Consider the following 20838-nt stretch of genomic DNA (forward strand, 5'->3'; position numbering starts at 1 on the left):
CATGAATTTTGACGTTATTATCTTTGCATCCCGAGACGGCGGCAGGGCGCACTGCGATCAGCCCTTGCACCAACAGACTGAGGAAAACGGCTTCCAGGAAGCGAGTCGAGCGAAATCGATCTGCGCTTTAGCGCATCTGCGGAATGAACATCCCTCAATGCGCGCAGCCGCGAGAAATTGCATGCCCAGCTACGACGAGCCCTTTCTTGTTGAACTCTTCACGGGCCAGTCAATCGACTTCGTCGGTGGAAAGCGACTTCACCAACTCGATGATCTTGCGGCGCACTTTCACATCGGCGATCTTGACGAAGGCGCGATTCAGCTGGAGGCCTTCCGGGCTGCCGCAGAATTCGACGGCGGAGGTCATCGAAGCATCCTCGGCAAATCCACGGTTGCCCACGGGCTCCTGACCGGGCGCATCCTCGAAAAAGAAGGCGACGGGGACGCCGAGTATGGAGGCGATTGCCTGCAAACGGCTGGCGCCGACGCGATTGGTGCCCTTTTCGTACTTTTGGATCTGCTGGAACGTTATGCCGAGGTTTTCACCCAGTTTTTCCTGGCTCATTCCCAGCATATTGCGGCGAAGCCGGATGCGGCTTCCGACGTGGATGTCGATCGGATTCGGCTTTTTCTTGTTTTCTTCTGTCATTTTTTCCTCGCCGAATTTTTCCGGCTTTTTCTATTTTGCTGCCCAAACGACGCCGCGGCCCGTGCCCCAACAGAACGACCTTATCGACTTCGAAAATTTTCAGGCGCTTACAGTATGAGTTTCTAATGTGTCGGCTGTCAATTCGCCCGTAGCCTTTGCCTTACGTTCAAAATGCATGCCGCAACGGCAAGCAAAAACATGATCAGCATTCCGTTAATGCGTCGTTGGCCGGATGAAACGATGGCTTGGTCGGAGATCGGCACACGCACATCGATCGCGCCGCGTGCATCGATTGCCAGCGCGTCGACGATGCGACCGCGCGGGTCGACAACGGCCGAAATGCCGTTATTAGCCGCGCGCAACAGGGGCACCCCATTCTCCACCGCCCGGATCTGCGCCTGCCTGAAGTGCTGGTACGGCCCCGGCGTGTCGCCGAACCAGGCGTCATTGGTGACGTTCACAATAAGCTCGGCTGACGTTGCGTCAACTGCGACCAGATCGGGAAAGATGACCTCATAGCAAATAAACGGCAGCGCCCGGATACCGCCGGGCAGCGCGATCGGATGCCGCTCATTGCCCGCCGCGAAGGTCATTGGACCGGCAACAAGCTGCTCAAGCCCGAAGCGGCCGAGCAGATCGGCAAAAGGCAGGTATTCGCCGAAGGGTACCAGGTGGACCTTGTCGACGGCATCGACGATTTCGCCTTTTTCGTCGATCGCCACCACAGAGTTGTAGTAACGGCTGCCGGCCGCCGAGCCGCCTTCTTCGCGAACGACGCCGGCGACCAGCATCTGGCCATCGCCGAGCATCTCTCCGATCGCAGGCAGGGCATCCGGACGTTCGGTGAACAGAAACGGCACGGAGGTCTCCGGCCACAGGATCAATTGCGGCCTGTCATGGCCGGGTTCCGGCGCCTTGGCCGAAAGCCCCATCATGGTGGCGAAGATGCGGTCACGCACCGAGGTATCCCATTTTTCCGTAAGGTCGACGGCAGGCTGCACGATACGGACGTCAAGGCTGCGGGCGGCCGGCTTTTCGGGGGCGGCGAGCCGGATATAGCCGAAGCCGGCATGGGCGGCGACGAGCACGACAAGCAATGCCGCGCCGAGGCGGAGATGCCGGCGCGCCGCAAGCAGCGCCGGCAGCGCAAAGACGAAGACCGCAAGCGCGTCCATGCCGACCATGCCGGTCACCGAGACGCTCTGCATCAGCAAAGGTACCGGCATCGCCGCATAGCCGACGGCATTCCACGGAAAGCCGGTGAACAGGAAGCCGCGCAGCCATTCCGCCAGCGCAAAGCCGAAGGCGAGCGCGGCGATGCGTCCGATGTCGTTGCTCCACAACAGCCGGGCGACCACGGCGGCGAAACCATAGAAGAAGGCGAGCGCGAGGGGGATGCCGACCACCGCGAACGGCAAGGCCCAGGCAAAGCTGTCGGCCTCGACCAGAAGCGCCGAGCCGACCCACCAGAGACCGGCAAGAAAGTAGCCGAAACCGAACCACCAGCCGATGGCGAAAGCCGGACGCAAGCGCCGCAGAAAACCGTCCGAGGCTTCGCCGGTCGCGCCGTCGAGGAGCCACACCAGCAGGGGAAACGAAACGAAACAGACGGCGAAGAAATCGTACGGCGCCTGGGCAAGAACCGCCAGCGCGCCGGCAAGAAACGCCACCAACGCGCGCCGCCAGCCCCAAAGCAGAATTATCCGGCCGGCCTGGCGCTCCATCTATGCTTCCGAGTCGTGCGAATCAGGAAGCAAGATTTATCAGGCCGCGGCCTTGGCTCCAAATGGCGCCCAACTGGGGCTGCCGAGCATTAACTTCGGCCTCGACCTTGGCAGACCTTGCCCAGCGATGCGATGATGCTGGTCGTCACGGGAGCACAATTCACTTGAAGCGACATTCGCTGCTCAATAGCGTTCTGGCCATGCTCATGGTTTCCGTCCCAAGTGCAGTCCTGCTGTTCGCGCTGGCTCGGCCTTGGAAAGGAACCCTTTCGGTGTCGGATCTTTGGACCGCATTCGCTGCAAGCCATGGTCCAGGGTTGGCTCTAACGGCCAGCTAAGACGCTAAACGGTTTCCACCGCTTGCCGAAACGCAGCGTCTAAGCCTGCTCGGTGCGGACGGCGCGGCGGCGGCGCTCGCCCTTCAGGGTCTCGACGATGCGCACGCGCTTGACGCGGCGCGGATCGGCGTCGAGCACATGGAACTCGAAGCCGGGTATGGCCTGCACCACTTCGCCGCGCGCCGGCACCCGGCCAAGCGTGTTGAAGATCATGCCGCCGATCGTGTCGACATATTCGCCGTGCTCGCCGGCGGCGAAATCCTCGCCGATCATCTTGGCGACGTCGTCGATCTCGGCCTTGCCGTCGACGATGAAGACGCCTTCGCCGGCCTGGGTAATCATCGGCTCGTCCTCGTCATGCTCGTCCTCGATGTCGCCGACCACCATCTCGACGATATCCTCGAGCGAGACGAGACCGTCAGTGCCGCCATATTCGTCGATGACCAGCGCCATCTGGGTGCGCGTCGTCTGCATTCGCCCCATCAGGTCGGAGGCGAGCATCGACGGCGGCACGAACAGCACCGGTCGGATCAGGCTGAGATCGCCGATGGTGCGCGCCAGATCGACCTGGGCGAGATCGAGAACCGTCGCGACCGGAGTTTTCCTGGTCGTCCTGCCCTTTCTGACGCGGGCGACCTTGGTGATATGCGCCAGCACGTCGCGGATATGGACCATGCCGCGCGGATCGTCGAGCGTCTCCGAATAGACCGGCATGCGGGAATGGCCGGACTGCTCGAACAACCCCAGAAGGTCGCCGAGCTTCGTGGTGATCTCGACCGCCTCGATGTCGGCGCGCGGCACCATGACGTCCTCGACCCGCACTTCGCGCAGGCGCAGGATGTTGTTGAGCATGGCGCGTTCGCCGGGCGAGAAGGATTCTGCATCGCTCGCCGTTTCGGCAAGCGCACCGGCAATCTCCTCGCGCAGGCTGGTGCCGTTGCGGTGCCTGAAAAGCCCGAGCACGCGATCGAACAGGGAAGGACCGGCAGGCGATGCCTCGCTGGCGAAGCTGCCGGTCGTGGTACTCGGACTCGAGCCCTCTTCCGTCGTTTCGGAAGGCTTGATCACACTGCCGGCGTCGGAGCGGGCGGCAGTCTCTGGTTTGTCGTTCATCATCGTCCGGTCAATTGGTCTTTTGTAATTACGTGTAGGGATCGGGAATGGCAAGCCTCGCAAGTGCTGCGCGCTCTGTCGCTTCCATCAGTTCCGCTTCGGCATCCGTTTCGTGATCATAGCCCAGCAAATGCAGCAGGCCATGGATGACGAGATGGGAGATATGGTCCTCGATGGGCTTGTCTTCCAGTGCCGCCTCGCGCGCGACAGTCTCGGCGGCCAGCACGATGTCGCCGAGCATCGGCGGCAGAGGCCCTCCCCTGGCAAACGGAAAAGCTGGAAAAGACAGGACGTTGGTCGGCTTGTCCTTGCCGCGCCAGCCGGCATTGAGCGTGCGGATACGGGCATCGTCGGAAAAGACGATGCTGAGCTCGGAACGGCCGTCGGCACCGGTTTCGGCAAAGGCGGCCGAGACGGCGTGGTCGACCAGCCGCATCAGCACCGCCTCGTCGGGCCAGTCGCCCGCCTCGATCGCGATATCGATTTCGACGGGAAGCGGTCCCCCCGCCTTTTGCTCCTCAGCCATGCGGCCGCATAATCGTATCAGCTTTCGACACCCAAACCCCTGGCCAGCTTGCCGTCACGGTCGTAGGCCTTGACGATCTCGGCGACCAGCGGATGCCTGACGACGTCGCCTTCATTGAAGCGTACGGTCACCATGCCGGTGACGCCGTCGAGGATTCTCAGCGCCTCGACCAGGCCGGATTTGGTGTTTGGCGGCAGATCGATCTGGGTCGGATCGCCGGTGACGATCATGCGCGAGTTCTCGCCGAGCCGGGTCAGGAACATCTTCATCTGCATCGGCGTGGTGTTCTGCGCCTCGTCGAGGATGACGGCAGCGTGCGCCAGCGTACGGCCGCGCATGAATGCCAGCGGCGCGATCTCGATGACCTCAGCAGCAATCGCCCGCTCGACCTTGTCGGCCGGCATCATGTCGTAGAGCGCGTCATAGAGCGGCCGCAGATAGGGATCGACCTTCTCCTTCATGTCACCCGGCAGAAAGCCAAGCCGTTCACCGGCCTCGACCGCGGGGCGCGACAGCACGATCCGTTCGACCATGCCACGTTCGAGCAGCATTGCCGCATGCGCCACCGCCAGATAGGTCTTTCCGGTGCCGGCCGGGCCGATGCCGAAGACGAGTTCCGACCGCTCCAGCGCGCGCATATAGGCGTCCTGGTTGAGCGAGCGGGCATAGATGGTCTTCTTGCGCGTCGATATCTGGGCGGCGGACACCTTGCCCTTGCGCTCCAGCGTCGGCAGCGTCAGCTGGTCGTCGGTGGCGATCGCCATGCGCACGGCGCCGTCGACATCGGACTGGCCGATATCGGTGCCTTTCTGCAGAATGCCGTAAAGATTGTCCAAGGCGCGGCGCGCCTGCTCGGCGGCCGAGGAAGAGCCCTTGATGGTCAATTGGTTGCCACGCGAGCGGATATCGACGCCGAGCTTCTGCTCGAGCCTGGCCAGATTCTCGTCGAACTGGCCGTAAAGGGCGCTGGCAAGCTTGTTATTGTCGAAAGTCAGTACGATGTGCGCGATATCCGAGGCCCCGGAGGGTAGATTCTGGGGCAGGTTCTTGACTTCAGCAGCGCTCAACCGTCTCTCCTCATCTGCCGAGGCCTTCAGGCCAATTCGGCGAACAGGCTGTTGTAGCCCGTCTTCGTGATTCGTACCTGGATAATGTCACCGATTTCGCCGGCCTTTTCATCAACAATAACCGGCTGCAGCCACGGCGAGCGGCCAACCTTCTGGCCGGCCTGGCGGCCAGGCTTTTCGATCAGCGTGTCGATAGTCCTGCCGACCAGGCTTGCGCCGAAATGCTGCTGCTGTTTCAGAAGCAGCGCCTGCAGCCGCTGCAGGCGCTCGTCCTTGACGGCCTCCGGCACGTGATCGCCCATCTCCGCGCCCGGCGTGCCGGGGCGCGGAGAATATTTGAACGAGAAGGCCGAGGCATAGTTGACGTCTTCGACCAACTGCATCGTCGCCTCGAAATCCGCTCCCGTCTCACCGGGAAAGCCGACAATAAAATCGCCGGACAGTGCGATGTCGTTCCGTGCGGCACGGATGCGGTCGATCAACGTCAGATAGTCCTTGGCCATATGCCTGCGGTTCATCGCCTTGAGTATGCGGTCGGAGCCGGATTGCACCGGTAAATGTAGATAGGGCATCAGCGTAGGCAAATCACGATGGGCGGCGATCAATTCATCGTCCATGTCGCGCGGATGGCTGGTCGTGTAGCGCAGCCGCGCCAGACCTGGAATCTCTGCCAGCCTGAACAGCAGCCGGCCAAGGCCCCATTCCTCGCCGTCTTCACCTCTTCCGTGCCAGGCGTTGACATTCTGGCCGAGCAGCGTCACCTCGCGCACGCCGGCATCCGCCAGGCGCTCGGCTTCGGCGACGATCTGTGCCACCGGCCGCGAGACTTCCGAGCCGCGCGTATAGGGCACGACACAGAAGGTGCAGAACTTGTCGCAGCCTTCCTGAACGGTCAAGAACGCCGTCACGCCGCGCCTGATCAGTTCGGCGCGCTTCGGCTGCGGCAGATGCTCGAACTTGTCTTCGACGGCATAATCGGTCTCGACGATCTTTTCGCCGCTCCGCGCCCTCGCCAGCACCCCGGGCAGCCGGTGGTAGGTCTGCGGACCGATGACCAGATCGACAGCCGGCGAGCGGCGGATGATCTCGGCACCCTCGGCCTGCGCCACGCAGCCGGCGACGCCGACCAGCATTTCGCGCCCGGCCTTGGCACGTTCCGCCTTCAGCTCACGGATGCGCCCAAGTTCGGAATAGACCTTTTCCGCCGCTTTCTCCCGAATGTGACAGGTGTTGAGCAGCACCAGATCGGCCTCGCCGATGGCGTCTGTCGCGGCATAGCCGTCGGCCGCCAGAGCATCGGTCATGCGCTGCGAATCGTAGACGTTCATCTGGCAGCCATAGGTCTTGACGAAGACCTTTCTGGTCGCGGCAGGCGGAACGACCAGGTTTTCGGCGGCAGCGCCGATGTCGTCACGTTCTATCGTGTTCAATTCCATTTCGCGGCTTCTAGCGCCTTTCCCCGACAAAAAACAGACGAATCTGGCCGGAACCTGCTCAGCCTACCGGCTCGGACGCGGTTCGGCGAGCGCCGCTTGTACCATCTCGCGAACCTGGCGTTCCATCTGCTTTGCCGTCTCCTTGCGGCTCGAGCCCCTGGAGAAAGCAATCGCCTCGCCAAAATGCACCTCGACGTCGAGGGCGCCCTCGGCCATCAGCACCTTGAGGTGCGGCATCAGCTCCTCATCGCCGATCCAGGCGGCAACCGGCCGATGCCGGCGGCCGAGCGGCACGCCATGCAGGCGCGTATAGACGATCGCCACCGGTTGGATGAAGACCTGTTCGGTCGCCCCTTCCGCAATCGCCATTGTAGCGGCGCCGAACAGCGTGCTCTTGAACGGCAGGATCATGTTCCCGTCGCCGGTCGAGCCTTCGGCGAACAGCACCATGGCGTCGCCCTTGGCCATCCGGCCGGCGATCTCGCTCGCCTGGTCGCCCGACGAGCGTTTGCGCTCACGTTCAATGAAGACGGTGCGTTGCAGCTTCGACAGCATGCCGATCAGCGGCCAGCCTGCCATATCGGCCCTGGCGATGAACGTCACGTCGACCATCGACCCCAGCACCATGATGTCGGTCCAGGAGATGTGGTTGGCAGCAATCAGCAATGGGCGCTGGCCGGACAGCGCTCCCTTGACATGGATGCGCAGCCCCAGCGCCCTGACGATCATTCTGTGCCAGATCTTCAGGATGAAGGTCTCGCGCCAGAGTCCGGTCCTCATCGACAGTATCTGCAAAGGCACAAGCACCAATGAGCCGACGACAACCAGCCCCAGGGCCAGGAAAATCCTGATTTTTCCGATCATCCGCACCACCCCGGCGTTTGGCTAGCGAAGATCGCGGCGCATGACAAGCGCGCCGGTCGGGCCGTGCTCCGGCGACTTGTAATAGTTGGCGCGCTTGCCGACCTCGCGGAAGCCGAACCGCCGGTAGAGCGCGATCGCGGCGACATTGGTCTCGTCGACCTCGAGGAAAAGTGCCTCGGCGCGCTGTGCGTGCAGTTCACGCAGCACCGCATCCATCAATTGCCAGCCGAGCCCCCGGCGCCGATGCGAGCGTGCCACCGCGACCGTCAGGATCTCCCCCTCGCCGGCCGCCAGCCGAGCCAGCACGAAGCCGACCGGCGGCTTGGCACCCTGTCCGGTCTCGCGCGCGGCATAGCCGAACACCGTGTCCTGCTCGAGCAGCGCGGCGAATTCGTCGTCGGTCCACGGCCGCGCGAAATCCTCGCGATGCAGCACCGACATGGCCGCGCTGTCGGCAACCGTCAGCGGCTCGATCGCATAGTCCCTGCGACGCGGCTGGAGGAATGGAATGCGCATCAGTTTTTTTGCCTAGATAGAATAAAGCCGGCCTGCGGCTTGGCGTCGGCGCCGCGCAGATAGAGCGGTTTCGGCTTTTCGCCCTCGCCCTTTTTACCGGCACGTTGGGCGGCGGCCAGCCGGGCATAGACGGCGATGTCGGCGGTGGCCGCCGTCCCGCCGAGATCGAAGCTGCGCCCGGCCGCCGCGGCAATTTGGGTTGCCGCCGTGCCGGCGAGAACCGCAGATCTGTCGACCGCGATGGCGGCTGCTTGCGAGAGCGTGGTCACGGCCGGACCAAAGATCAGAACCGACCTCTCATCGTAAAGTGCCGCATGGATCTCCTCGCGACCTGCATCGAGCGCGGCGAGCACGGCGCGACCGGGAAATGCCGCTCTCGCTTGCGCCGCCAGGGCCTCCAGAGTCGTCACGCCGATCGCCGGGATTTTCAGCGCCAGCGCAAGGCCGCGCGCCGCCGAGACGCCGACGCGCAGACCGGTGAAGGAGCCCGGACCCGTCGAAACGGCAATGGCGCCGAGGCCGGAATAGTCGGTTCTGCTGGTCCCCAACGCCTTTTCGATGACACCCATCAGATGCTCGGCATGACCCTTACCGAGATCGAGCACCGAACGGCCGAGTTCTTTCCCGGCCGCCGCGTCGTAGACGCAGGCGGCGCAGAGATTGGCGGCACAGTCGATGGCGAGCAATTTCATGAAGCGGCCGGTTGAGACAGTTTCGAAAACAGCTTCCCTCTGCCCGCCAGGGCTGATCCCCGCAAGGGAATAATGGATAAATCGTCAGGCGACTTGGCTTCGGCGCGGGTCCAAGAATGTAAGTTCCAACGCACGCAATCGCCACAATAGGTATCGGGACTAGCCGACCTGCTCGATACGCAGCACGTGATTGTCCCAGACATAGTCAGGCTCGGAATGTATCGAGCCACCGGACTCGACGATATCGCCGGCGCCGGTCGTCGCCATGAAGCTTTCCCCATCGGCTGCAACGCCGCAAACCTCGACCAGCGCCTTGGTGGCGACGATGCGGCCGCTGGCCGCGTCGATCACGGCAAGCGAATTGCCCTCAGGCGAAGACACCGCGATGGTGCCGGCGGCAGGGTTGGCGGCGACCGAGCCGATATAGTTCCTGAAGGCGGAGAGCACGTCCTGCGACATGTCGAGTAATTTCAGGTCCATGCCGCGCGCCGCGCGGCCGAGCAGTGGGGGACGATCGGTACCCGGCCCCCTGTATTGACAGCCGAACCAGACGGTGCCGGAGCGATCGGCATCCATATGGCGGATCGACAGTTGGTGTAGCGCCGGCGGTAATTCGTGCTTTTCGGTGAGATCGCCGGTAAGGCGGTCGACCAGAACATAGGAAGGCTTCATCGTTGCGATATTGAGCTCGGCGCGGCCATAATCCGGATGCGTTTCGATGCCGCCATTGGCGACAGCGATTGTCCTGCCGTCGGAGAGAAGCAGAAGTTCGTGCGGGCCCACGCCGTAGGTCGGGAACTCGCCGATGCGCTTGAATTTCGCATGCGCGTCATAGACGCCGACGACGCCGGCGGCATTGTCGAAATCGTTCTCGGTTGCGTAGAGCAGCGTGCCATCGGCCGAGAACACACCATGGCCGAAGAAATGCCGGCCGGCAACGCTGGCAATGGTGTGCGGTTTATAGCGGCCGGTATGGTCGAAGACGACAGCAAAGGTGCCCGGCTGCCTGGCAAACACCACCGAACGATTGGACACCGGGTCGAAGGTAACGTCGTGGCCCCGATCGGGCAGATCGATCGTGTGCAACAACTTGCCGGCCTCGGACAGGACGGCCGCGCCATAGCTGCCGTCGCGCTTGACGAAAGCGGTGGCGAAGACCGCGTCGGCGTCGATTGTCTTTGCCCAGGCCGACGGCGCCATCGCCGCTACGAAACCAGCGCCTGCGGCCCTCAGGAAATCGCGCCGATCGATCAGCGGCGTCCTCATGATCAGTCACCATCCAATGACGAGAACCCGGCGGTCAGGCCGAATTCGGCGGTCAGCCTGGTGCCGATCAGGGTCGTCAGGCTGGATGTCACCAGCGAGAAATAGTCGAGCTTCTGGCGCAGCGCCGGATCGGCAAGTGCCTTGTCGATCGGTCCCCTGATCGCCTTGGCCGCCTCGATCCCGTTGGTGAGCTGGATGTGGACCGATTCTGCCATCCAGCGCGCATCGGGCGGCAGCGCGTCGCCAAGCTGCGAGGCCTGGAACAGCGTGTCCATGCCCGCCAGATTCCCGGTCAGCGAGCGGGCGGTGTTTTGCGAGCGCCAATAGATCGCCTGTTTCGGTTTGTCGGCCTCCGGCTTGGCGCCCAGGAAGCCTTTCAGGCGTACGTCGCGGACCATTTCCAGCTCGTTGATGAAGACGCCGACCAGTTCGGTCACCGCTTCGGTGCCGTCGTGGTAGAGCGCGTTCTGCGGACCCGGATTGGCCCAGAGCGCGGCAAAGCCGTTGGGCTCGTTCCAGGCATCGCCAACCTCGCCGGCAGTCGTCTCGACATTGCCGGCAATGGCCGCACCGTAGGCGCAGCGATAGGCGTCGTCCCTGCCGACCAATTGACCGGCTCCGTCGCCGTAGAGGACGAATTCCAGTGCGCCGAGCCCTTGCATGGCGACGCTCTTTGTAGCCAGCTGGGCCGGATCGGCGGCTGTCGGATCCTTGCCGGCAAGTGCTGCCTGCACCTGCTTCAGGCCGATGCTCTTGCGATCCGGCCAAAACAGCATGCGCTCAAACCGGTTGTTTTCCGCGATCGGCCCGAAACGGATGATTTCCACCACCGACCAGGCATCCACGACGCCTGAGAATTCGGCGCGTGCCGCATCGAGATTGTCTCGCGAGGGCGCTTGGCAAAGCGCGTGCATGGTCTTGGCCAAGCTGTCCGCACGGTCATGCAATCTGGCATAGGCCGGGCGGACGAAGCCGTCGATCGCCCGCTGGATCACATCCGAAGCCTTCACCGTCGCGGATGCCGGCAGCGCACCGGCGAGGACCAGCATCAGAGCGAATGCAAGACGCTTCCGCATCAGAGCGACTCCAGAAACTTGATCAGCGCGGCGCGGTCGGCCGCATCGGCAGCGGCAAAGCGGTCACGCGCCTTCTGGCCCTCGCCGCCATGCCACAGAATCGCCTCGGCCAGGCTTCGTGCGCGCCCGTCATGCAGGAAGAAGGTGTTGCCGCTGACGGTCTGGGTGAGCCCGATGCCCCACAGTGGCGGCGTGCGCCATTCGCTTCCCGTGGCCTCGCCCACCGCCTGTCCGTCGGCAAGACCGGGTCCCATGTCATGCAGCAGGAAATCGGAATAAGGCCAGATCAGCTGGAATGCCTGCGCCTTGTTCGGGGTGCCGCGACGGGTGACGAATTTCGGCGTATGGCAGGAGATGCAGCCCACATCGTAGAATAGTTTTTTGCCGGCGAGCACGTCCGGTCTGTCGAGATCGCGCCGGGCCGGCACGGCAAGGTTTTGCGAATAGAAGGTCACGAGGTCCATGACCGGCGGCGGCGCTTCGACCGGACCGAGGCGCTCCTGTACACCGTTAGGTAGGCCAAGGCAGGTCTTTTCCGCGGCGCTGCAATCGCCCCAGTGCTTCGGCACTTCGGGCGTCGAAATGCCAATATCGCCGGCAAAAGCGTCCGCCGATTGCTGGCGGATCGATGCCGCCTGCGCCTTCCAGCCGAAACGGCCGAGCGTCAGTTCACCGCTGCTGGCGTCGCGTATTATGTTTGGCCTGCCGGAAATCCCGTCACCATCGCGGTCGGCCGCATCGGCACGCGTAAGGATGTCGGCGGGAGCGATCTGCTCGACCAGGCCAAGGCCGATCATCGGCGGTGTCATGCGCGGCGACAGCGTGGTGTGCGGATCGAGCGGCCCGTAGGCGAGACCCTCGACCGAATAGCTCGGCTTACGCAGCGACACGACGCTGCCGTCCGCCAGTTTTACTTTTTGCTCCTGATAATCGACATGCATCCTGCCTTCGCCCTGCAGGCCGGGAACGGCTAGCTCCTGAAGTTGTGTGCCATAGACCGGGTCGGGAAAGTTGAGCACCTTGTGATCGGCGAGCGCGGCTTTCTCCTCCTCGGTACTGGCTTCCCTTGCCAGGCGCAGGAACATCGAGGTGGTGCCGCTGTCGCCTTGGGGCGGATGGCCGCGACCGTCCTTCAGATGACAGTTCTGGCAGGCGCGCTCGTTGAACAACGGACCGAGCCCATCCGAGGCTTGTGTCGAGGATGGCGAGGACACCCAGTTCTTGCGGAAAATGGCATTGCCGAGCTTGAAGGTGCCCTCTTCCTCGAAGCTGATGTTGGCGGAGGATTGCGAGAAGGCGTCCTTGTTGACGTCCTTCTTCGAGGTGCCGGCGCCGCCCTGCATCAGCTCGAATTGCTCGGGCTTGGAGAAATCGCTGGTCGGCCTGGTGATGGCGATGACGCGCGCCAGATCCTTCGGCGTCAGATCCGTGCGGCTGGTGGCAAGCCCCGCCGGTTGCGGCGCCCCGGCCAGCGCCGAGGCTGTGAGCGTCGCCACCACGGCAAGAAAGGCGCCGCGAAGGATACCGTATCGCGGCTTCTTCTGAGGCGGCAGGCCACAATGCTCGGCCGGCCGCAAGCGGCGCATGAAATCTAGGGGGCGCCGCATTCCGGCATATCCTTATTCCGCCTCGTCGGCCGACGCTGCGTTGAGTTGACCGTACTTTTCTTCGCCGATCGAGGCGAGCAGGTCGAGTTGCGTCTCGAGAAAGTCGATGTGACCTTCCTCGTCAGCCAGCAATTCCTCGAACAGCTTCATCGTCACGTAGTCGCCTGCTTCGTTACAAACCTCGCGCGAACGCTTGTAGGCGGTGCGCGCGTCGTATTCGCCGGCAAGATCGGATTCGAGCACTTCCTTGACATTCTGCCCGATGCGCAGCGGCGCCACGGACTGCAGGTTCGGATGGCCCTCGAGGAAGATGATGCGCGCCACGAGCCGGTCGGCATGGTGCATTTCCTCGATCGATTCAGCGCGTTCCTTTTTCGCTAGCTTGGCGTATCCCCAGTCTTCCAGCAGCCGGAAATGCACCCAGTATTGATTGACCGCCCCAAGTTCCAGAAACAGAGCCTCGTTAAGCCGCTCTATGATCTGCTGTTCGCCTTTCATGGGTTCTGCTCCCGTATTGGACGCGCAGGCCTCTGACGCGATCCAGGTGTGAAACGATGTCCACGCCACTCGCCGCCGAGCGGGCATGGTAATTTTCGGTGACCCGAATGATCGTTTCGACCACATTTGGGAAGCAGCCGCAACAGCGACCGCGCTTGTGCATGGCGTGATAGACCTTCGCCGGCACGATCAGCTGCCAGGGGTCCTCATCCAGCAGCCCGACGATCGTCTGCTCTATCTCCTTTTCGGTGATGATGTTGCAATGGCAGATCAGCATTTTGTCGCTCTGGCTAACGGCGCTTCGCTGCGTCGCGTGGCTGGTGGTTTCGATAGTCTATTGGAACACCTTGTCCGGTGAATCGAGGCTGTCCGAGCCCTCGAAGGCTATCGCATTGAGCTTCAGGGTACCGACGGCGCGTTCGATCGATTTGGTCTGATCGACCAGCGCGTCGATCGCCGCCTGCACAGTGGCATTGCCTTCCGTGTTGCCTTCTCCGATCTGCTGGTCATAGGCCTCGCCGGCAAGCGCCCGCGCCTTGATGGCCTCCATCTTGGCGACGGTGACGTCCAGTTTGTCCGACAATTCCTTGGCAACCGCCGGGTCGGCCGCCTTGACCATGTCGGCCACCGACGGCCCCTCGACGACAGTGCCGTCGAGCCGCTTGTAGCTGCCGTGATAGGCGGCACGGATCCCGATCGCATCGTAAAGATGGGAGTTGTAGGTATTGTCGGAGAAGCAATCGTGCTCCTCTTCCGGGTCGTGCAACAAGAGGCCGAGCTTCATCCGCTCTCCGGCGAGCTCGCCATAGGACAGCGAGCCCATGCCGGTGAAGATGGTCGAAATGGCGGCGTTCGGCTCGCCATCGACAAGGTTCTTGCGGGCGGCGCCGCCCTCCTTCCAGTCGTCGACCATATCCTTTAGATCGGAAACCAGAAGGTCGCTCGCCGATTTCAGATACTGTCCGCGGCGGTCGCAATTGCCGCCGGTGCAATTGGCGAGGTCGTAATCGGTGTAGGGCCGTTCGCCGGCGCCCGGACCGGTGCCGTGCAGGTCCTGACCCCAAAGCAGGAATTCGATCGCGTGATAGCCGGTCGCCACATTGGCCTCGATACCGCCGGCCTCCTGCAGGGTGCCGGAGAGGAACTCCGGCGTCAGGTCGGTGGCGTCGACCTTCTTGCCGTTGATCTCGATCGACTTGTTGGCGATCACATTGGCGGTGTAGAGCGCGTTGGCGTCCGACTCGGTGCCGTAGCTCTTGGCGACATAGTCGATCAAGCCTTCGTCGAGCGGCCAGGAGTTCACCTTGCCTTCCCAGTCATCGACGATGGCGTTGCCGAAGCGATAGACCTCGGTCTGCTGATAGGGAACGCGCGATGCCTTCCAGGCCTCGCGGGCGGCGTTCAGCGTTTCGGCAGATGGCTTGGCGAGCAGCGCATCGACAGCCTTGTCGAGCGCCTCGGCCGCGATCAGCGAATCCTCGTATTTGGCGAGTGCAATGTCGGAATAGGTCTTGATGACCGCCTTGGCATCGGTTTGCGCCTTGGCCGGCAGCACGAACACGGCCGCCGTCAGCATCGCGGTGGCGCCGATCGCCGCAAGCCTGCCGCCATACCGCGCGGTGATCATCGTTCTCATGATTGTCTCTCCTCGGGAATCAATGAAATGCCGGCGCCGCGGCGGGCAGTGCCAGCGGGCAAAGAAGGGTCGCGCCATCGCGCGGTTCGCGGAAGAAAGACACCGAAATGCCTCCAATCGAAAGGGTTCAAGGCCCAGACATCAAAGGGATGCGCTGACGCGCGAGCTTCCATAAAACGGCGAAGACGCCGGATGTCAACTGGTGGCGTAGAAAAAATTCAATTGAAACAATAGTTTAGAATTATTCTAAACTAGAACTGTCAACTTTAACACCGACGTATGAGGAATGCCGGCGCATGACGCAGTTGACAGGCGGCCGTTCCGGGTGCGACCCGGATCGGCGCTCTTGCGGCGGCGCCGGACAATCGCCACCTGGCGAGACGTCCTAGATTTGGATGAGGAATCGGGCTGTTATGAAAAACGGGGTCGTCATTGTCGGTGCGGGTCATGCGGGCGTGCAAGCGGCCGCCAGCCTGCGCGAAGAAGGCTATGACGGCCCGGTGATCCTGGTCGGCGACGAAAACGAATTGCCCTACCACAAGCCGCCGCTGTCGAAGACCTTCATCAAGGATCAGCAAGCAAAGCCGCAGCCGTTGCGCGGCGAGGCTTTTTATACCGGCAGCGCCATCGACTTCCGGCCAGGCATCCGGGTCGAGCGGATCGACGTAGGCGGCCGCAGGCTGGAGATATCGGGCGGCGGTGTGTTGCCGTTTGACCGGCTGATCCTCGCCACCGGCGCGCGGCCGCGCCTGCTGCCGCTGCCGGGTTCGGAGCTTTCCGGCGTTGTGTCGCTGCGCTCGCTCGGCGATGCCCGCCTGATCCGCGAATTGAGCGCGCAAAGCGAGGAGGTCGTCATCCTCGGCGGCGGCTTCATCGGCCTGGAGATTGCCGCGACGCTCACCGCGGCAGGCCGCAAGGTTACGGTGGTCGAGGCGGTCGACCGGCTGCTCGGCCGCGCCGTGGCACCGGTCATCGCCGGCCATGTGCGCCAGCGGCTGGAGGCCACCGGTGTGCGCATCCTTACCGGCACCACCATCGAACGGCTGGAGGACGAGAACGGCCGTGTTTCGGCTGCAATCACCTCATCCGGCGAGACATTGCCGGCGCAGATGGTCGTCATCGGTATCGGGGTCGTGCCGAATGTCGAACTGGCCGAAGCCGCCGGCATTGCCATCGCCAACGGCATCCGCGTCGACCAGCAGATGCGCACGTCGGTGCCGGAAATCCTCGCCATCGGCGACGCGGCGTCTTACCGGCACTGGTTCACCGGCGGCGACGTGCGGCTGGAATCGGTACAGAACGCCACTGACCAGGCGCGGCTCGCCGCACGCACCATCGCCGGCCACACCGACAATTACTCGGCGGTGCCGTGGTTCTGGTCCGATATCGGCGACATGAAGCTGCAGATGGTCGGCCTGATTGCGGGTGGCGACAGCCATGTCGTGCTGGGCGACGTGGCCGAGAACAAATTCTCCATCTACCACTATGCCGGAAGCCGGCTGCTCGGCATCGAATCGGTCAACCGGCCGGGCGACCACATGCTTGGCCGCAAGATGCTCGGCGCCGGCTTTTCGCCGTCGCCGCAGATTGTCGCGACCGGGCCCGACGGGCTGAAGGCGGCGCTCGCCGCCTTCCAGGAAGGAGAGCCTGTCCGCGCTGCAGAATAATCGTATCGCTCAGGCGGCGCGGGCCTCGCGCATCGAACTTTCCAGAATGTCGAGCGCCTCGTTCATGACGCCATCCTGGATGGTGATCGGCGCGAGGAAGCGGATGACGTTGCCGTAGACGCCGCAGGTCAGCAGGATCAGGCCCTTGTCGAGCGCCTTCAGCCGGACCGCATTGGCGAGTTCCGGAGACGGCAGGCCCTTCGCCACATCGTTGAACTCGACCGCGTTCATGAAGCCGGGGCCTCTGATATCGACGATCTCCGGGGCTTCGTCGCGGATCGCTTGCAGGCGCTGCTTCAGACGGTTGCCCAGCGTGTTGGCCCGGTCGCAGAGCTTCTCCTCGTCGATGACGTCGAGCACGGCATGCGCCGCGGCGACGCCGATCGGGCTGCCGCCATAGGTGCCGCCGAGTCCGCCGGGGTTCGGGACATCCATGACCTCGGCCCGCCCGGTGACCGCCGCCAAGGGGAAGCCGCCGGCTAGGCTCTTGGCCATGGTGGTGATGTCGGCCGCCACCTCGTGGTGGTCCATGGCGAACATCTTGCCGGTGCGGGCAAAGCCGGTCTGCACCTCGTCGGCGATCAGCAGCATGCCATGCTGATCGCAGATCTTGCGCAATGCGGTCATGAAATCGCGCGGCGCCTCGTAGAAGCCGCCCTCGCCCTGCACCGGCTCGACGATGATGGCGGCAACGCGGGCCGGATCGACGTCGGCCTTGAACAGCCGGTCGAGCGCAGCCAGCGAATCGGCGACCGACACGCCGTGCAGCGCAACCGGGAACGGCGCATGGAAGACATCCGCCGGCATGGCGCCGAAGCCGACCTTGTAGGGCACGACCTTGCCGGTCAGTGCCATGCCCATGAAGGTGCGGCCGTGAAAGCCGCCGGAAAAAGCGATGACCGCCGGCCGGCCGGTGGCGTTACGGGCAATCTTGATAGCGTTTTCGACCGCCTCGGCGCCGGTCGTGACAAAAATCGTCTTCTTGTCGAACTTGCCGGGCAGCATGCCGTTCAGCCGTTCGGCCAGCCGGATATAGCTCTCATAGGGCACGACCTGGTAGCAGGTATGGGTGAAGCGCTCGAGCTGCGCCTTGACCGCTTCGATCACCCTGGGGTGACGGTGGCCGGTGTTGACGACGGCGATGCCGGACGAGAAGTCGATGTAGCGGCGGCCTTCCACATCCCAGATCTCCGAGTTTTCGGCGCGATCGGCATAGATCTGAGTGGTCATGCCGACGCCGCGCGAAATCGACTGGCTCTTGCGTTCGGAAATGGCTGAATTTGTCATCGTATCCCTCACCGGGCCGGCGCCCGCTCTCGTTTGATGGCTGTTGAGACTCTTCTGGGCTTATTTCAGGTTTTCCTCAAGTTGGCACTGGCGGCGGGCGATTGGGCCTGCGGTCCGGCGGGCGACCTGACACAAAGTTGCCAAGTCCCGTTCCTTCGCGCCCCCCTCTGTCCTGCCGGACATCTCCCCCACAAGGAGGGAGATTGGCAGCTTCGTCGGCAGCGTTCCTTCTATAACGTTGGCGATTGGCGAAATCAGTGGTGACGGCCAATCTCCCCACCCGTGGGGGAGATGGCCGGCAGGCCAGAGGGGGCGCGAAAGAACACGACGCGGGGAATTGAAAGCAAGCCTACTCACGCCGTCCGCACAAATCCCTCGCTGGCCCTCAGCAAATTGCGCGTATAATCCTTGGTGACACGGCGTTCGACAAGATCGTCCGCGGTCAGATTCTCCATCGCCTCGCCGTTCTGCATCACCATCAGCCGTTCGCACATGTGGGTGATGATGGCTAGGTCGTGGCTGACCATCAGGAAGGTCAGCTTGCGGCGGCGCCTGATCTCTTCCAGCAGGTTCAGCACCTCCGCCTGCACCGAAGCGTCGAGCGCCGAGGTCGGCTCGTCGAGCAGCAGGATCGACGGTTCCAGAATCAGGGCGCGGGCGATCGCCACGCGCTGGCGCTGACCGCCGGACAATTGATGCGAATAGCGAAAACGGAACCCGGTGCCGAGGCCGACCTCGTCGAGTGCCCGCTGGATGCGCTTTTCGCCGTCGGCGAAGCCGTGAATGGCGAGCGGCTCCTGCAGCAGGCGGTCGACGGTCTGGCGCGGGTGCAGCGAACCGTACGGGTCCTGGAAGACCATCTGCACCTCGCGGTAAAACGCCTTGTCGCGACGCGCGCCGAGCGTTTTGCCGTTGACCGCGATGGTGCCTGATGCGGCCGGCGCCAGGCCGGCGATTGCCCTGAGCAACGTCGACTTGCCGGAGCCGGACTCGCCGACCAGGCCGAAGGATTCACCGGATTCGACCTCGAGGCTGACGCCTTTCAACGCGCGGAAGCGGTCGAAGACCACCTCCAGCCTGTCGACGGAAAGGGCTGCCGTCATGCTGCCCACTCCGGCTTGCGGTCGAGCACCGGCAGCGGGTGACGGTCGGCGCCGATCTTGGGCATGCAGTTGAGCAGGCCGCGCGTATAGGGATGCTGGGCGCGGCCGAGCTCCGAGGCTTTGAGCTGTTCGACCACCTTGCCGGCATACATGACGATGACACGATCACAGAAGGACGAGACCAGGCGCAGATCGTGCGAGATGAAGATCAGCCCCATGCCGCGCTCGCTGACCAGCCGGTCGAGGATGCCGAGCACGTCGAGCTGGACAGTGACGTCGAGTGCCGAGGTCGGCTCGTCGGCGATCATCATTTCTGGCCCGGCGATCAGCATCATGGCGATCATGGCGCGCTGGCCCATGCCGCCGGAAACCTCGTGCGGATGCAGGTCGAAGACACGGGCCGGATCGCGGATCTGCACAGCCTCCAGCATGGCCAGCGCGCGGTCGCGGGCTTCGGCCTTGGAGACCTTCTCATGCGTGCGCAGCGTCTCGACGATCTGGCGGCCGATGCTCATCACCGGGTCGAGCGAATATTTCGGATCCTGCAGGATCATGGCGATACGCTTGCCGCGCAGCGCGCGGCGCTCGCGCGGCGAGGCGGCCAGCAGGTCGATGCCGTCAAAAGCGAGCGTCTTCGCGGTCACCTCGGCCTGCGGCGGGGTGACGCCCATGATGGCGCGGCCGGTCTGCGACTTGCCCGAACCGCTCTCACCGACGATGCCGAGCCGCTCGCGGCCGAGCGAGAAGGAAACGCCGCGCACCGCCTCGATCAGGCCGGTGCGCGTCGGGAAGGTAACGCGCAGGTCGTCGACTTCGAGAAGCGTGCTCATTGGTCGCCACTCATTGGTCACCGCTTCGGGGATCGAGCGCGTCGCGCAGTCCGTCGCCGAGCAGGTTGAAGCCGAGGCTGACGATGAGGATGGCAAAGCCCGGAGCACCCGCCACCCACCACTGGTCGAGCACGAAGCGGCGGCCCGACGCGATCATCGCGCCCCATTCGGGCAGCGGCGGCTGCGCGCCGAGGCCGAGGAAGCCGAGGCCGGCCGCGGTCAGGATGATGCCGGCCATGTCGAGCGTCACCCTGATGATCAGCGAGGAGATGCAGAGCGGCATGATGTGGCGAAGCACGATGCGAAACGGCGAGGCGCCCATCAATTGCACCGCCTTGATGTAATCGGAATTGCGCACCGTCAGCGTTTCGGCGCGGGCAATGCGGGCATAGGGCGGCCACGAGGTGATGGCGATGGCAAGCACGGCATTTTCGATGCCGGGGCCGAGCGCGGCGACAAAGGCCAGCGCCAGGATCAGCTTCGGAAAGGCGAGAAAGATGTCGGTGATGCGCATCAGGATCGCATCGGTCCAGCCGCCGGCGTAACCGGCGACGGTGCCGACCAGCAAGCCGATGGGCGCGGCGATGATGGCAACCAGAATGACGACGTACAGTGTCCAGCGCGAGCCGAAGATGATGCGCGAATAGATATCGCGGCCGAGATCGTCGGTGCCGAACCAGTGCGCCGCACTCGGCGCCAGGAGCCGCGAGCCCTTGAGGTCGCCGAATGTCGGCGAATAGGGCGCCAGCACATCGGCGAATGCCGCGACCACCAGCAGGGCGACGATGATGAGCAGGCCGGCAAACGCCAGCCGGTTGGCGGAAAAGCGCCGCCACGCCACATAGGCGCGGCCGAGCCTCGCCTGCACGCGCGACGCCGGCCGCTCGCTGAGCAGCCAGTCGCGGCGGGTTTGAATCGCTTCCGTGCTCATCCTGCCTTGGTC

The 20838-nt window shown here is 63.6% G+C and carries 20 protein-coding genes; 1 reads left to right on the forward strand and 19 read right to left on the reverse strand.

Annotated features, from left to right (window positions below; genetic code table 11):
* Nucleotides 1–229: 229 nt before the first annotated feature.
* The 15 genes from NKH41_RS00365 to NKH41_RS00435 form a co-directional block, all read right to left on the reverse strand.
* Nucleotides 230–649: a helix-turn-helix domain-containing protein gene (locus NKH41_RS00365; protein WP_023676895.1), complete on the reverse strand. Its 420-nt coding sequence runs from the start codon at nucleotides 647–649 to the stop codon at nucleotides 230–232.
* A 137-nt stretch (nucleotides 650–786) separates the two neighbouring features.
* Nucleotides 787–2373: an apolipoprotein N-acyltransferase gene (lnt, locus tag NKH41_RS00370; protein ID WP_352470063.1), complete on the reverse strand. Its 1587-nt coding sequence runs from the start codon at nucleotides 2371–2373 to the stop codon at nucleotides 787–789.
* Nucleotides 2374–2750: 377 nt separating this feature from the next.
* Nucleotides 2751–3824 carry a hemolysin family protein gene (locus NKH41_RS00375; protein ID WP_352613880.1) on the reverse strand — a complete coding sequence of 358 codons (1074 nt, stop codon included), beginning with the start codon at nucleotides 3822–3824 and terminating at the stop codon, nucleotides 2751–2753.
* Nucleotides 3825–3852: 28 nt separating this feature from the next.
* On the reverse strand, nucleotides 3853–4350 hold the full coding sequence (ybeY, locus tag NKH41_RS00380; protein WP_352541254.1) for an rRNA maturation RNase YbeY: 498 nt from the start codon (nucleotides 4348–4350) through the stop codon (nucleotides 3853–3855).
* A gap of 17 nt (nucleotides 4351–4367) precedes the next feature.
* Entirely contained in the window at nucleotides 4368–5417 is a 1050-nt protein-coding gene (locus NKH41_RS00385) for a PhoH family protein (protein ID WP_352541253.1), read from the reverse strand.
* 26 nt (nucleotides 5418–5443) lie between these two features.
* Nucleotides 5444–6853: a tRNA (N6-isopentenyl adenosine(37)-C2)-methylthiotransferase MiaB gene (miaB, locus tag NKH41_RS00390; RefSeq protein ID WP_352681250.1), complete on the reverse strand. Its 1410-nt coding sequence runs from the start codon at nucleotides 6851–6853 to the stop codon at nucleotides 5444–5446.
* A gap of 63 nt (nucleotides 6854–6916) precedes the next feature.
* Complete coding sequence (gene olsA, locus NKH41_RS00395) at nucleotides 6917–7717, reverse strand: lyso-ornithine lipid O-acyltransferase (protein ID WP_352613878.1); 801 nt, start codon at nucleotides 7715–7717, stop codon at nucleotides 6917–6919.
* 21 nt (nucleotides 7718–7738) lie between these two features.
* Nucleotides 7739–8233 (reverse strand): ribosomal protein S18-alanine N-acetyltransferase, encoded by a 495-nt coding sequence (rimI, locus tag NKH41_RS00400; RefSeq protein WP_352470057.1) that lies wholly within the window; start codon nucleotides 8231–8233, stop codon nucleotides 7739–7741.
* On the reverse strand, nucleotides 8233–8925 hold the full coding sequence (gene tsaB / locus NKH41_RS00405; protein WP_352541250.1) for a tRNA (adenosine(37)-N6)-threonylcarbamoyltransferase complex dimerization subunit type 1 TsaB: 693 nt from the start codon (nucleotides 8923–8925) through the stop codon (nucleotides 8233–8235). The genes rimI and tsaB overlap by 1 nt, the downstream gene beginning before the upstream one ends.
* A gap of 159 nt (nucleotides 8926–9084) precedes the next feature.
* Nucleotides 9085–10191: a DUF1513 domain-containing protein gene (locus NKH41_RS00410; protein WP_352470055.1), complete on the reverse strand. Its 1107-nt coding sequence runs from the start codon at nucleotides 10189–10191 to the stop codon at nucleotides 9085–9087.
* A 2-nt stretch (nucleotides 10192–10193) separates the two neighbouring features.
* Nucleotides 10194–11267 carry an imelysin family protein gene (locus NKH41_RS00415; RefSeq protein WP_352770760.1) on the reverse strand — a complete coding sequence of 358 codons (1074 nt, stop codon included), beginning with the start codon at nucleotides 11265–11267 and terminating at the stop codon, nucleotides 10194–10196.
* The gene (locus tag NKH41_RS00420) at nucleotides 11267–12874 is read right to left on the reverse strand and encodes a di-heme oxidoreductase family protein (RefSeq protein ID WP_352770758.1); all 1608 of its coding nucleotides are present in this window, start codon (nucleotides 12872–12874) and stop codon (nucleotides 11267–11269) included. The genes NKH41_RS00415 and NKH41_RS00420 overlap by 1 nt, the downstream gene beginning before the upstream one ends.
* 12 nt (nucleotides 12875–12886) lie before the next feature.
* A complete protein-coding gene (bfr, locus tag NKH41_RS00425; protein ID WP_023676883.1) occupies nucleotides 12887–13372 on the reverse strand; it encodes a bacterioferritin in 486 nt (161 codons plus the stop codon).
* Nucleotides 13338–13649 (reverse strand): (2Fe-2S)-binding protein, encoded by a 312-nt coding sequence (locus NKH41_RS00430; RefSeq protein WP_023676882.1) that lies wholly within the window; start codon nucleotides 13647–13649, stop codon nucleotides 13338–13340. Before NKH41_RS00430 ends, bfr begins: the two co-directional genes overlap by 35 nt.
* Nucleotides 13650–13706: 57 nt before the next feature.
* Nucleotides 13707–14999 carry an imelysin family protein gene (locus NKH41_RS00435; protein WP_502895699.1) on the reverse strand — a complete coding sequence of 431 codons (1293 nt, stop codon included), beginning with the start codon at nucleotides 14997–14999 and terminating at the stop codon, nucleotides 13707–13709.
* 422 nt (nucleotides 15000–15421) lie between these two features.
* Here NKH41_RS00435 and NKH41_RS00440 point away from each other — a divergent pair, with 422 nt between their 5' ends.
* Nucleotides 15422–16675 (forward strand): NAD(P)/FAD-dependent oxidoreductase, encoded by a 1254-nt coding sequence (locus NKH41_RS00440; RefSeq protein WP_352770755.1) that lies wholly within the window; start codon nucleotides 15422–15424, stop codon nucleotides 16673–16675.
* Nucleotides 16676–16684: 9 nt separating this feature from the next.
* Here NKH41_RS00440 and NKH41_RS00445 read toward each other — a convergent pair whose 3' ends face one another.
* The 4 genes from NKH41_RS00445 to nikC form a co-directional block, all read right to left on the reverse strand.
* Nucleotides 16685–17962, reverse strand: a complete 1278-nt coding sequence (locus NKH41_RS00445) for a 4-aminobutyrate--2-oxoglutarate transaminase (protein ID WP_352770752.1) — start codon at nucleotides 17960–17962, stop codon at nucleotides 16685–16687.
* Nucleotides 17963–18315: 353 nt separating this feature from the next.
* Entirely contained in the window at nucleotides 18316–19065 is a 750-nt protein-coding gene (locus tag NKH41_RS00450; protein WP_352542927.1) for an ABC transporter ATP-binding protein, read from the reverse strand.
* Entirely contained in the window at nucleotides 19062–19895 is an 834-nt protein-coding gene (locus NKH41_RS00455) for an ABC transporter ATP-binding protein (protein ID WP_254816190.1), read from the reverse strand. The genes NKH41_RS00450 and NKH41_RS00455 overlap by 4 nt, the downstream gene beginning before the upstream one ends.
* Before the next feature lie 10 nt (nucleotides 19896–19905).
* Complete coding sequence (gene nikC, locus NKH41_RS00460) at nucleotides 19906–20826, reverse strand: nickel transporter permease (protein ID WP_352448584.1); 921 nt, start codon at nucleotides 20824–20826, stop codon at nucleotides 19906–19908.
* Between the last annotated feature and the right edge of the window lie 12 nt (nucleotides 20827–20838).

The sequence above is a fragment of the Mesorhizobium sp. M1169 genome, assembly GCF_040318345.1.
GTDB lineage: Bacteria > Pseudomonadota > Alphaproteobacteria > Rhizobiales > Rhizobiaceae > Mesorhizobium.